12 protein-coding genes are annotated in these 11,747 nt (G+C 59.8%); 11 read left to right on the top strand and 1 reads right to left on the bottom strand.

The genetic code is table 11. The annotated features are described in order from the left end of the window. The first annotated feature begins 24 nt into the window (after positions 1-24). The 3 genes from ACSJLU_RS02700 to ACSJLU_RS02710 all read left to right on the top strand — a co-directional run bounded on the left by ACSJLU_RS02700 (position 25) and on the right by ACSJLU_RS02710 (position 3,710). Positions 25-1,419, top strand: a complete 1,395-nt coding sequence (locus ACSJLU_RS02700; RefSeq protein ID WP_197791184.1) for a GntP family permease — start codon at positions 25-27, stop codon at positions 1,417-1,419. Between the two features lie 12 nt (positions 1,420-1,431). After that, a complete protein-coding gene (locus tag ACSJLU_RS02705) occupies positions 1,432-2,202 on the top strand; it encodes a 3-hydroxybutyrate dehydrogenase (RefSeq protein ID WP_049294783.1) in 771 nt (256 codons plus the stop codon). Positions 2,203-2,573: 371 nt separating this feature from the next. After that, positions 2,574-3,710, top strand: a complete 1,137-nt coding sequence (locus ACSJLU_RS02710; protein WP_025305156.1) for a porin — start codon at positions 2,574-2,576, stop codon at positions 3,708-3,710. Positions 3,711-3,744: 34 nt separating this feature from the next. Here ACSJLU_RS02710 and ACSJLU_RS02715 read toward each other — a convergent pair whose 3' ends face one another. Then, positions 3,745-4,566 carry an AraC family transcriptional regulator gene (locus tag ACSJLU_RS02715; RefSeq protein ID WP_060448205.1) on the bottom strand — a complete coding sequence of 274 codons (822 nt, stop codon included), beginning with the start codon at positions 4,564-4,566 and terminating at the stop codon, positions 3,745-3,747. A 121-nt stretch (positions 4,567-4,687) separates the two neighbouring features. Between ACSJLU_RS02715 and ACSJLU_RS02720 the strand changes: the two genes are divergently transcribed. The 8 genes from ACSJLU_RS02720 (at position 4,688) to ACSJLU_RS02755 (ending at position 11,707) form a co-directional block, all read left to right on the top strand. Beyond that, positions 4,688-5,065, top strand: coding sequence for a hypothetical protein (locus ACSJLU_RS02720; RefSeq protein ID WP_060434112.1), 378 nt, complete (start codon positions 4,688-4,690; stop codon positions 5,063-5,065). A 10-nt stretch (positions 5,066-5,075) separates the two neighbouring features. Then, positions 5,076-5,951, top strand: a complete 876-nt coding sequence (locus tag ACSJLU_RS02725) for a helix-turn-helix domain-containing protein (protein WP_099816610.1) — start codon at positions 5,076-5,078, stop codon at positions 5,949-5,951. A gap of 232 nt (positions 5,952-6,183) precedes the next feature. Further along, a complete protein-coding gene (locus tag ACSJLU_RS02730) occupies positions 6,184-7,104 on the top strand; it encodes a L,D-transpeptidase family protein (protein WP_025305160.1) in 921 nt (306 codons plus the stop codon). A 254-nt stretch (positions 7,105-7,358) separates the two neighbouring features. Then, entirely contained in the window at positions 7,359-7,739 is a 381-nt protein-coding gene (locus tag ACSJLU_RS02735) for a type II toxin-antitoxin system RelE/ParE family toxin (protein ID WP_033641319.1), read from the top strand. Next, complete coding sequence (locus tag ACSJLU_RS02740; RefSeq protein ID WP_033638818.1) at positions 7,702-8,025, top strand: helix-turn-helix domain-containing protein; 324 nt, start codon at positions 7,702-7,704, stop codon at positions 8,023-8,025. Before ACSJLU_RS02735 ends, ACSJLU_RS02740 begins: the two co-directional genes overlap by 38 nt. A gap of 243 nt (positions 8,026-8,268) precedes the next feature. Next, on the top strand, positions 8,269-8,676 hold the full coding sequence (locus tag ACSJLU_RS02745) for an ExbD/TolR family protein (RefSeq protein ID WP_049207797.1): 408 nt from the start codon (positions 8,269-8,271) through the stop codon (positions 8,674-8,676). 1 nt (position 8,677) lies between these two features. Beyond that, positions 8,678-9,424 (top strand): energy transducer TonB family protein, encoded by a 747-nt coding sequence (locus tag ACSJLU_RS02750; RefSeq protein ID WP_147823092.1) that lies wholly within the window; start codon positions 8,678-8,680, stop codon positions 9,422-9,424. Positions 9,425-9,463: 39 nt separating this feature from the next. Continuing rightward, a complete protein-coding gene (locus ACSJLU_RS02755; RefSeq protein WP_197770870.1) occupies positions 9,464-11,707 on the top strand; it encodes a TonB-dependent receptor family protein in 2,244 nt (747 codons plus the stop codon). The last annotated feature ends 40 nt before the right edge of the window (positions 11,708-11,747 follow it).

The following is an 11,747-nucleotide window of genomic DNA, read 5'->3' on the forward strand; positions in this document are numbered from 1 at the left end:
ACAATAACAACGATAGCGAGGTGCCTGATGAGCGTTTTGATTGCCCTGGCAGCACTGGGATTACTGATGCTGGCCGCCTACCGCGGCTACAGCGTGATTTTGTTCGCCCCGATCGCCGCGCTGGGCGCGGTGCTGTTGACCGATCCCGGCGCGGTGGCGCCGACCTTCACCGGGCTGTTTATGGAAAAGATGGTCGGCTTCGTGAAGCTCTACTTCCCGGTGTTCTTGCTGGGGGCGGTGTTCGGCAAGCTGATCGAGCTGTCCGGCTTCTCCCGTTCGATCGTCGCGGCGGCGATCCGTATTCTCGGCCGACGCCACGCCATTCCGGTGATCGTGCTGGTGTGCGCGCTGTTGACCTACGGCGGGGTGTCGCTGTTCGTGGTGGCGTTCGCGGTCTATCCGTTCGCCGCCGAGCTGTTCCGCCAGAGCGGCATCCCCAAGCGGCTGATCCCGGCCACCGTAGCGCTCGGCGCCTTCTCCTTCACCATGGACGCCTTGCCCGGCACGCCGCAGATCCAAAACATCATCCCGACCAGTTTCTTCGGCACCAATGCCTGGGCTGCGCCCTGGCTGGGGCTGATCGGCTCGCTGTTCATCATCGCGGTCGGTTTGCTGTATCTTGAACGCCAGCGGCGCAAGGCGCAGCTGAAGGGGGAGGGTTACGGTACCGATCTGCTGAACGAGCCGGAAACCCCGGACGACATCAACCTGCCGAACCCGCTGATCGCCATCCTGCCGCTGATTTTGGTCGGGGTATTCAACCTTGGCTTCACCCATTGGATCCCGCAGTGGTACGGCGCCAGCCACGACCTGACGCTGCCGGGGCTGGCCAAGCCGATCACCACCGATGTGGCGAAGATCACCGCCATCTGGGCGGTGGAAGCGGCGCTGGTGTCGGGTATTCTGCTGGTGGTGGTGTTCGGCTTTCGCAATATTCGCGGCCGGCTGGCGGAAGGCAGCAAGACGGCGGTCGGCGGCGCGATCCTGGCGGCGATGAACACCGCCTCCGAATACGGCTTCGGCGCGGTGATCGCCGCGCTGCCGGGCTTTTTGGTGCTGTCGCAGGCGCTGTCGGCAATCCCCAACCCGCTGCTGAACGAAGCGATCAGCGTCACCCTGCTGGCCGGCATCACCGGATCGGCCTCCGGCGGCATGAGCATTGCGCTGGCGGCGATGTCCGACAGCTTTATCGCCGCTGCCCATGCGGCACACATTCCGCTGGAGGTGCTGCACCGGGTGGCCTCGATGGCCAGCGGCGGCATGGACACCTTGCCGCACAACGGCGCGGTGATCACCCTGCTGGCGATCACCGGCCTCAGCCACCGGCAGGCCTATGGCGGCATCTTCGCCATCACCCTGATCAAGAGCGCCGCGGTGCTGTTCGTGATCGGCGTGTTCTACCTGACCGGCATTGTTTAAAGGAGCGATACCATGAGTGTACAAGGCAAAACCGCGCTGGTGACCGGCTCGACCAGCGGCATCGGCCTCGGGATAGCATCCGTGCTGGCCGCCGCCGGCGCACGCGTGATCCTCAACGGCTTCGGCGACGTGGAGCAGGCGCAAGCGCAGGTCGCGCAGCTGGGCGCCGTGCCGGGGTATCACGGCGCCGATCTCGGCGATGCGGGCCAGATAGCGGACATGATGCACTATGCCGAACGCGAGTTCGGCGGCGTGGATATTCTGGTGAACAACGCCGGCATTCAGCACGTGGCGCCGCTGGATCAGTTCCCGGTGGAGAAATGGAACGCCATTCTCGCCATCAACCTGTCGGCGGTGTTCCATACCTGCCGATTGGCGCTGCCGGGGATGCGCGAGCGCAACTGGGGGCGCATCATCAACGTGGCGTCGGTGCACGGGCTGGTGGCGTCGAAAGACAAGTCGGCCTATGTGGCGGCCAAGCACGGCGTGGTGGGGCTGACCAAGACGCTGGCGCTGGAGACCGCGCGCACGCCTGTCACCTGCAACGCCATCTGCCCCGGCTGGGTGTTGACGCCGCTGGTGCAGCAGCAGATCGACAAACGCATTGCCGCCGGGACCGATCCGCAGCAGGCATGCGATGAGCTGTTGGCGGAGAAGCAGCCTTCGCAAGCGTTCGTCACGCCTGAGCAGCTCGGCGAGCTGGCGCTGTTCCTGTGCAGCGACGCGGCGGCGCAGGTGCGCGGCGCCGCCTGGAACATGGACGGCGGCTGGCTGGCGCAGTAGTGAATTCTCTCTCCCGGAGCGCGCAACGCGCTCCGTCGTTATTTCCCGCCTTTAGTTAATTCCCCTGCGTGACGGTTTACCTGCGGCAATAATATTTATTTGTTATTTGCTATCTTTATTCCCGGATAATCACGCCGGGTTATTTTGGATAAAAGATGCGGATTGGTTTATTTCGTGCTGCGCTTATTACATTGTTTTTCTTCGCGTTACAGATGAACACGTTTATGCTGAAAATAAAGCCAACCTGGAATAATGGCAGATTATGACGTGAATTTTTATATCTTGCGTGCGCTGTTTACATCGGGTAATTATTTCCGCGTGGCTTAAGACCACCGTGTTTATAACAATAATTTTTTCGGGCAGGGGTAATAATGAGAAAAAATACAACGCCAATATTCATTGGCGGCGTCTTGCTGTCGGCGTTATCCGCCGGCGCACAGGCCGAGATCACCATTCTGGATAAAAACCCGCAGAGCAATGTGTTGCTGGCGCCGCTCAGTTTAAAGGTGGGCGGCAGCATTCGCCCCGAGTGGATCTTCAATAACGGCCCGGAGCCGGGCTATGACAAAAACGGCCACGACGGCGGCACGCGTTTTCGCTTCAGCGGCGACTATGCGCTGACGCAGGACACCTCGATCATCGGCTATTACGAGTGGGGCGTGGATCTTGCGCACGCGCTCAGCTGGGACGGGCACTATAACGAAGACGGCAAGCGCGACTATCAGCGCCAGCTGTACGCCGGTTTCAAGGACGATCGTTACGGCACCCTCACCTACGGCCATCAATACGGCATCTATTATTCGGTGGTCGGCATCAAAAGCGACGTCTGGGATAACGATGGCCATGCGGGCGGCACCGGTATCGGTATTTCCGGCGACTACGACGGCGGCAATAAACCGAAAAACAGCATCAAGTACACCAATGATTTCGGGCCGGTGACGCTGTATGCCAACTATTTATTGCCGGAAGACGATCTGCACACTGCGGATAACCTGATTTACCGCCGCAAGGGCGGAGGTGGGTTGGGCTTCGATTACAAGGTGACGAAAGACTTCACCTTCAGCGCGGCCTACAGTTATACCGATGCGAAGATCAAAGACAATCTGTACAGCGAAAAGGATTATCACCAGCAGCTGTCCGGCACCGCGTTGACCTGGCAGCCGAACAACTGGTACATCGTTGGCACCGCCAGCTATTACAAAGACTATGTGCCGAGCACCCGCCAGCGCACACTGTCGCACTTCTTCGCCGGTGACGGCTACGGGCTGGAAGGTTTTGTCGGTTACACCTTCAATATCGACAAGCCGTTCCTCAAATCGATCCAGCCTTACGTGGCGGCGGACTCGCTGCGGCTGAAGGGTGACGAGGCGTATCACGCCAACCACGTTTACCTTGGCGCGGGCACCACCATTGGTTACGGTCTGTCGGTGTATGTGGAGCGCACGCTGGCCAACAGCAGCGACAACGAGCCGGACTCCACCTGGATTACGGTGTTCTACGACTTCTGATCCGCCTCTTGCCAGGCCGGCATACGCCGGCCGTTCACATGCTGATCGCGCCGCCCAGGGGTTGCCCGGAGGCGTTGCGCTCCGCCAGATAACGCGCCGGCGGTTTGCCCACCGCCTTTCTGAACATGGTGACGAAGCCGCTGGCGCTTTCGTAGCCCAGATCCAGCGCCACCGTCTGTACGCTCTCGCCCTGCGTCAAGCGCTGTAGCGCCAGCATCACGTGCAGCTGGCGCCGCCAGTGGCCGAAGCTCATGCCCATCTGCTGTTGCAAGGTGCGGCTGAGGGAGCGCTCGCTCATGCCGATGCGCTGCGCCCACTGCCCGAGGGTGGATTTGTCCGCTGGGCAGCTCAGCATGCCTTCGGTCAACTGCCGGATGCGCGCGTCGTCTGATACTGGCAGGTGCAGATTCTCGATCGGCGCGGCCACCAGCTGATCCAGCAGTACCGCCGTCAGGCGCCCTTCGGCGCCCTGTTCGTCGTAGAGCGGTTCGAAGGTGCTGGCCTGCAGCAGCAGCTCGCGCAGCAGCGGCGAGACCGACAGCGTGCAGCAACTCTGCGGCAAGCCGGCGACGACGTGTTGATCGACGAACAGGCAGTAAGCCTCGGTCGAGCCGGCGCCCTGGGCGTTGTGCAACACGTTGCCCGGCATCCACAGCGCGCACTGCGGTGGCACCAGCCACAGGCCGTTTTCCACTTCGCAGCGGATCATGCCGCGCACGGTATAGATCAGCTGCGCCTTTTGATGACGGTGCGGCTCGACTTCCCAGTCCTGTTCGATAGTGGAACTCTGTACGGCGAACAGCGGGCGCGGCACCTGATCGATATCGAGATTGCGGCGAGGGATCTGTACTTTCATGAGAATAATTCTCAATTTGGCGGAATTGAAAAGTATTATGTCCTGATTGCGCAATGTGGTCTAGCGTCGGTGCCGATAAAGTAAGCGCCAGTCCTAAAACCCTTTCGCGAGGAAACTGATTATGTCACTCGATACCGCCACTTTTCCGCTGGTGTGGATGCGCCGAAACGGGCGCGATACCCAGGCCGAGCTGGCTGAATTCAGCGCGCTGTTGGCGCGCGCCGAACCCTTTGTCTTGATGACCGACCGCAGCGTCGGCGATGAAGGTGAAGAGCACGATCGCGATGCCCGCACCCTGGTGGCGCTGTGGAAACGCGATAACCGCGAGGCGCTGAAGCAGTGGGTGAAAGGCATGATCATGCTGGAGCCGGATGACGCCAAACGCGCGGCGGCGGAAGAATTCGCCGAATACGGCGCCAAATTCTGGGGTTATCCGATACTGGTGGCCACCGATGAAGCCACAGGCCGGATGCTGGCGCAGACATTACTGAGCAAATAAGGGGAATACCATGCACCAGCAACAGGTGATTGAACAGCTGCTGGCCTGGATCGAGCAGAGCCTGGATCAGCCGCTGACGCTGGACGACATTGCCGCCAAGTCCGGCTACTCCAAGTGGCATTTGCAGCGGATATTCAAGCAGCATACCGGCCATATTCTCGGCACTTACGCGCGCCGCAGAAGGCTGACCGCCGCCGCGCGCGAACTGCGCCTGACCGGCACCAGCGTGGCCTGCATCGCCGATACTTACCAGTTCGATTCACAGCAGACCTTCACCCGCTGCTTCCGCAAGCAATTCGGTTTGCCGCCGGCCAGCTATCGCCGCAGCCAGGATTGGTCGAGCTATGGCCTGCAGCCGCCGCTGCGGCTGACCGAAGCGCCGTTGCCGCAGGCCGACATCGTGACGCTGCCCGCCATGCAGCTGGTGGGCAACACCCAGCGCCGCAGCTTCACGCTGGGGCAGTTGGCGGACTCCAAGTGCGAGCTGCGCCGCCATGCCTGGCGGCAACTGCTGCGGCCGCAGGCGCTGCCGGAGGTGGTGTACGGCCTCACCAGCCTGGAGGTCGACAGGCAACGCCGGGGCTATCCGCGTATGGCGTATACCGCCGCTTTGCCGGACGAAGGGGCGATGGGGGAGCGGGTGACTATCGAACAGGGAGAGTATGCCCGTTTCACCTATCAGGGGCAGGCGGAAGGGTTACAAAACTTTATTGTCCGATTGTATGACACTGCCATGCCGCAGATGAACGCCATCCGCCGGCCGGGGCAGGATATCGAGCGTTTCTACCCGGCGCAGGAGGGCTGTTGCCCGCTCGGCGGCGCGGCGATCCGCTGTGAATATCTGATCCCCATTCGGCGGGGGGAAGCGTTGGCCGCCGCCAGTTAGGCGGCGGTTCTCGCAAAAAATCGCCTTCGTGGCGCGTCAGGTTACAAAAAATTGCGATATTACATCGGTAATGGTTCACACTTTGATTGATGTGCACATATAATGCGCATCCGGTCAAACCCCCCTGGCTTTTCAGGCCGCAGCGCCGTTGGCTGTCGGCTGAAATTCAACGGGGTAAAGTGGCCGTAGAAACCGATATCCCTAATCGCCAGTGGCCTTGACCAACACGAAGATGAAAATGAGCATTCGCGCGTTATTAACCCTGTTTACGGCACTGGTTGCTTTCAGCCAGGCTGCCTTCGCCGTCGTTTACCCGTTGCCGCCAAAAGACAGCCGTTTGGTGGGCGAGAATATCCAAATCACCGTACCGGAAGACAGCAAGCTGCCGCTGGAAAGCTTTGCCGCCCAGTATCAGATGGGGCTGAGCAACATGCTGGAGGCCAACCCGGGCGTGGATCCGTTCCTGCCGAAGGCCGGCAGCACCCTGACCATCCCGCAGCAGCTGATCCTGCCGGACGCGCCGCGTGAAGGCATCATCATCAACAGCGCCGAAATGCGTCTGTACTACTACCCGAAAGGTTCCAACACCGTCGTGGTGCTGCCGATCGGCATCGGCCAGCTGGGTAAAGACACCCCGCTGAACTGGACCACCACCGTGCAGCGCAAGAAAGACGGCCCAACCTGGACGCCGACCGCCAAAATGCGCGCCGAATACGCGGCTGACGGCGAAATCCTGCCTGCGGTGTTCCCGGCCGGCCCGGACAACCCGATGGGGCTGTATGCGCTGTATGTTGGCCGCCTGTATGCCATCCACGGCACCAACGCCAACTTCGGCATCGGCCTGCGCGTGAGCCACGGCTGCGTGCGTCTGCGCGCCGACGACATCAAGTACCTGTTCGAAAACGTGCCGGTCGGCACCCGCGTGCAGTTCATCAATGAACCGATGAAAGCCACCGTCGAACCGGACGGCTCGCGCTACGTGGAAGTGCACAACCCGCTGTCGGCCAACGAAGAGCAGCTGCAATCGAAAGATCCGGTGCCGCTGACCATTTCCGCGCCAGTCGGCAAAGTGCTGATGGACGCCGGTGTTAACCAGAGCGAAGTGGACGCGGCGATCAAGGCCCGTTCCGGTATGCCGGTGAAAGTGAACTGAAAGCCTTCCGGCCTCAGTGAAAATGCCAAGAAGACGCCTGCGGGCGTCTTTTTTTATGCTTGTAAAACATGTTGTTGCGTGTGCGTTCGCAATGATGCCCTCAGCATTGCACAGAAAGAAGTCATGATGCGCGCCATCATGCAAATCGGGTTTCCCATGGTGGCCATCATCGACGTTTGAGGTGATGCTGGCGAGAAGGAATGCTCTGGAAAAGTGTTTCACTCAGTGCTATGTTTCATGGGGAAGTCATTGCAATGCGTACATTTAAAACTCGTTGGTTTAGCAAGAAGGCTCAGGCGCACGGCATTACCGATAAGGCATTATGTCGGGCGGTACACGATGTACAACGGGGTTTGGCTGTGGATTTAGGCGGTGGTGTATTTAAAAAACGTCTTAATCACAATCGGGACCGTGCGTTGGTATTAGCGAAAAACGGTCGGCATTGGGTGTATGTTTTTTTGTTTGCCAAGCAGGTCCAGGCCAATATCTCTGGGGCGGAATTGCAAGCTTTTCGCAAGTTGGCGGTGCATTTTGGCGCGTTGAGCGACGAAATGCTCCAATCCTTGGTCGTAAAGAACGAATGGATGGAGATTTGCCATGAAGAAGGAAAAAACGTTTCGGAGTCCGGCCTTTGAGGCGATTCACAGCGCGGCTGAAGGATTGCATCGTACTGGCGCCATTTCTCTGGAAACCCTACGCAGTTTCGACGAGTCTTGCCTTGCTCCGGTCGAGATGTTGCAGCCCCAAGAGATCAAAGCCTTGCGTGAGCATTTACGTTTAAGCCAACCGGTTTTTGCCCGTTATCTGAATACCAGCGTGTCGACCATACAGAAGTGGGAGACGGGGGTGAAACGGCCCGGCGGCGTGTCGCTGAAGCTGCTTTCGATCGTACGTAAGCACGGGCTTGAGGTCTTGTTGTAGTGACCGTTTGGGCTGTCACTATTCTCACATTATCCTCTCTGGCTTTGGCTCTCTGAAATACCCCATCGCAATTATTCCATTAAAAACTATCGCTAATTAATAAGTTATATCTTCTCCCTTATCGCCTGCCATTGAAAAAATTCTCGCAAAAAAACCACACTGTGAAAATAAGATCACACAAGCGTAACAAAAGGTAAACATACCCCTCCTATATTGGCTGCTTCGCTTTTGGGAGGGAGTGTTATGCGTAACTGGAACGAACCGAAAAAGAACAAAGCGCACATCGAACTGATCCCGATGATCGACGTGATGATGTTTTTATTGGTGTTTTTCGTCTTGATTAGCCTGAACGTCATTCCGGCGCTCGGGCTGAAAACGCAGCTGCCGTCCGCCGGCAGTGCGCAGCAGCTGAAACCGCAGAAGAAAGCGATTATCACGCTGGGGGCCGACGAACAGCTGCAGCTGGATGGCCAGCCGATCGCGCTCGGCGCGTTGGTCACTACGCTCAAGCAACAGCAGCAGGCCAACCAGACCACCACCATCATCGTCAACAGCGACAAGGGCGTGGCGGTCGAGCGGCTGGTGGCGGTTATGGACAACCTGCGCCAGGGCGGTTTCTTCTCCGTCTCCATCGCGACACGGAAGCTGTGACATGTATCTGCTCTATCGCTCACGTCATCTTTTCAGCTGGCTGCCGGCGCTGATTGTCGCCGGTTGCCTGCTGTTCGCCAGCCAGCAGGCGGCGCTGAAGATCCAGCCGCGCTACGACGAAACTGCTATCGAACTGGCGCTGGTGGAGCCTGAACCGGCGCCTGAACCTCAACCGGAAACGCCGCCGGAACCTCAGCCCGAACCGCCGCCGCCCGAGCCGGAGCCGATCCCCGAACCGGTGGTGCCGGCGCCGGAACCGATCGTGGAAGCCAAGCCGGTGCCGAAACCGCAGCCGAAGCCGAAGCCCAAGCCGGTAAAAGAGAAAGCCAAACCGGTAGAGAAACCTAAACCGACGCCGGCGCCCGCCGCGCCGCGCGCGCTGGTCAGCAAACCGGCGGCGCAGCCCGCACCGGCCGCCCCCGCGGCGCCGAAGGTGAACGCTCAGGCGATTGAAAACGGCTATCTGCTGGCCTTGCGCCGCGAGCTGGAACAGCGCAAGCGCTACCCAAGCGGGCGTCAGGCCTCGCTCGAGCGCCCGCAGGGCAACGTCGAAGTGTGGCTGGAGGTCGATCGCAGCGGGCGGGTGCTCTCTTCCGGCATCGCCAACAAAGCCGCCAGCATGCTGCTGAACCGCGCGGCGATGGGCAGCTTGCAAAGCATCAGTTCAGTAAAGCCGTTCCCGAGCGAGGCATTCGCCGGGCAAACAACCAAAAGATTTACCGCGACGTTCAATTATCAGGCGCCTTAGCGCAAGGGTTAATCGTTTGATTTTTATGGGATGCACACAATGAAATCGTTTAATCGTTCTGGGATCTATCTGGCGGTGATGTCGGCGATGCTGCCGGGCGTCGCGCTGGCGGCCGACGCCACCGATGTCGGCACCATCAGCGTCAAGGGGCAGTCGCTCGGCGGCGGCATGATGGTGCAGGATGACAGCGCCAAGGCGCGTTCTACCGTCACCAAAGAGGCGATGGACAAAATGCCGTCGGCGGCCAACGCCATCGACAAGCTGAAATACACGCCGGGCCTGAACGTCAACAGCAACGACGCCAGCGGCCTGAGCGGCGTGGACTACACCATGCGCGGCATGAACTCGGATCAGATCGGCCTGTCGATGGACGGCATTCCGATCAACGACTCCGGCAACTACGCGGTATACCCGAACCTGCTCGGCGATGCGGAAAACCTGGAGGAGGTGTTCGTCACCCAAGGGTCTTCCGAAGCGGACGGCCCGCACATCGGCTCCAGCGGCGGCAACATCGGCCTGGTGACGCGCCGCCCGGCGAAAGACTTCGGCGGTTTCGTCAAGCAAACGCTGGGCAGCAACAGCCTGAGCAAAACCTTTGCCCGCCTGGAGACCGGCGAGTACAACGGCTTCAGCAACTGGCTCTCTTATTCGCACACCGAGGCGAAGAAGTGGCGCGGCGAGGGGCGACTGTATTCCGACAAGTTCGAGATGAACTCGCTGTACGAAGACGGCAACGGCAACAGCAGCAACCTGGTGATGAAGTACAACCGCCAGAACAACACCAACTACAACACTCTGAGCAAGGCGCAGTTCCAAAACGACGGCCGTGACACCGACTACGTCACCACACCGGAGTACAACAGCAAAGGGCAGTTGAACAAGTACTACAAGATTGAACGCAACCCGTTCGAAACCTTCACGCTGTCGTTCACCCAGAAGCTGCAGCTGCGCGATAACCTGTCGCTGACTCTGCAACCGTATTACTACTGGGGCAACGGCGGCAGCTTCAACGGCCAGACGGCCTCGGTGCTGTCCAGCACGTCGGACAAGGCCGGGCAGTATGACCTCAGCAACCTGCAGTCCAACACCTATTACCGCCCGTCGTGGACCCAAACCTGGCGGCCGGGCATCACCACCAAGCTGAAGTGGGACATCAACGATCAGCACAGCCTGGACATCGGTTACTGGTACGAGCGCGCGCGCCAGCTGCAGACCCAACCGTTCATCAGCATCAAAGATGATGGCAATCCGGCGCAAATCTCGGGCAAACCGGGCGGATCCGATCAGGTGAAGGACGCCAACGGCAATACGGTGCAGGGGCGCAACCAGTACACCATCACCCCGGCGCAGAAGGTGTGGCTGCAGGACACCTGGTTCGCCACGCCGGACTGGACCTTCGTCGGCGGCCTGGCCTATCAGTACGTGGAGCGCAAAGGGGACAACCGCGGCAGCCTGTACAACGTGCCGGAGAAGCGCAAAGCCACCTATCACGAATTCCTGCCGAACTTCAGCGCCAGCTATAAGGTGAACCAGGAAAACCAGGTGTTCTACAACCTGACGCGCAACATGCGCACGCCGCCAAACTACGTGCTGTACAACGTCGGCGACTCGCTCAGCACCAAGCCGGAACTCAGCTGGAACCACGAACTGGGCTGGCGTTTCCAGCAAGAGGACATGCTGCTGAGCGCCACGCTGTTCTACATGCGCTACAGCGATCGCCAGATCTCCACCACCAACTCGGCCGGCGATTACGAGATGATGAACATCGGCAATGTGGAGAACAAAGGGCTGGAGCTGGAGTGGAGCGGCCAACTGCCGCATAACTTCAACTACTACACCTCATATACCTATACCCAATCGAAGCAGAAGAGCGACATCGTCAGCAACGGCGGGCAGCCGCTGCCGACCTCCGGCAAAGAAGTGCCGAACGTGCCGAAAAACCTGCTGAACATGACGTTGGGTTATGACGACGGGCTGTATTACGGCAGCGTCAGCGGCAAGTACGTCAGTGCGTTCTACGGCGATCTGACCAACGACGAGAAGATCGGCGGCCGCACGGTGTTCGATCTGGCGGCGGGGGTGCATCTGCCCGTGGACAAGAAAATCGTCAAAAGCGCCGCGCTGCGCTTTGGCATCAGTAACCTGTTTGACAAGGAATACCTGACCTCGGTGCGCACCACCACCTTCAACGCGGCGCCGTACGGCGGCGTGAAGGCCAGCACGCCGTATTACAACGTCGGCGAAGAACGCACCTTCAGCGTCTCGCTGGAAGCCACCTTTTAACTGAATACCCCCGCCGCCTGCCCGGCGGCGGGGAAGAGGA

This window comes from Serratia bockelmannii (assembly GCF_051803255.1).
GTDB classification, from domain to species: Bacteria; Pseudomonadota; Gammaproteobacteria; order Enterobacterales; family Enterobacteriaceae; genus Serratia; species Serratia bockelmannii.

What these genes read in the sequence shown, in the direction of transcription:
- ACSJLU_RS02745 (WP_049207797.1), top strand. Translation starts at nt 8,269, where the DNA reads ATGCGTAACTGGAACGAACCGAAAAAGAACAAAGCGCACATCGAACTG.
- ACSJLU_RS02755 (WP_197770870.1), top strand. Translation starts at nt 9,464, where the DNA reads ATGAAATCGTTTAATCGTTCTGGGATCTATCTGGCGGTGATGTCGGCG.
- ACSJLU_RS02705 (WP_049294783.1), top strand. Translation starts at nt 1,432, where the DNA reads ATGAGTGTACAAGGCAAAACCGCGCTGGTGACCGGCTCGACCAGCGGC.
- ACSJLU_RS02715 (WP_060448205.1), bottom strand. Translation starts at nt 4,566, where the DNA reads ATGAAAGTACAGATCCCTCGCCGCAATCTCGATATCGATCAGGTGCCG.
- ACSJLU_RS02710 (WP_025305156.1), top strand. Translation starts at nt 2,574, where the DNA reads ATGAGAAAAAATACAACGCCAATATTCATTGGCGGCGTCTTGCTGTCG.
- ACSJLU_RS02720 (WP_060434112.1), top strand. Translation starts at nt 4,688, where the DNA reads ATGTCACTCGATACCGCCACTTTTCCGCTGGTGTGGATGCGCCGAAAC.
- ACSJLU_RS02730 (WP_025305160.1), top strand. Translation starts at nt 6,184, where the DNA reads ATGAAAATGAGCATTCGCGCGTTATTAACCCTGTTTACGGCACTGGTT.
- ACSJLU_RS02735 (WP_033641319.1), top strand. Translation starts at nt 7,359, where the DNA reads ATGCGTACATTTAAAACTCGTTGGTTTAGCAAGAAGGCTCAGGCGCAC.
- ACSJLU_RS02750 (WP_147823092.1), top strand. Translation starts at nt 8,678, where the DNA reads ATGTATCTGCTCTATCGCTCACGTCATCTTTTCAGCTGGCTGCCGGCG.
- ACSJLU_RS02725 (WP_099816610.1), top strand. Translation starts at nt 5,076, where the DNA reads ATGCACCAGCAACAGGTGATTGAACAGCTGCTGGCCTGGATCGAGCAG.
- ACSJLU_RS02740 (WP_033638818.1), top strand. Translation starts at nt 7,702, where the DNA reads ATGAAGAAGGAAAAAACGTTTCGGAGTCCGGCCTTTGAGGCGATTCAC.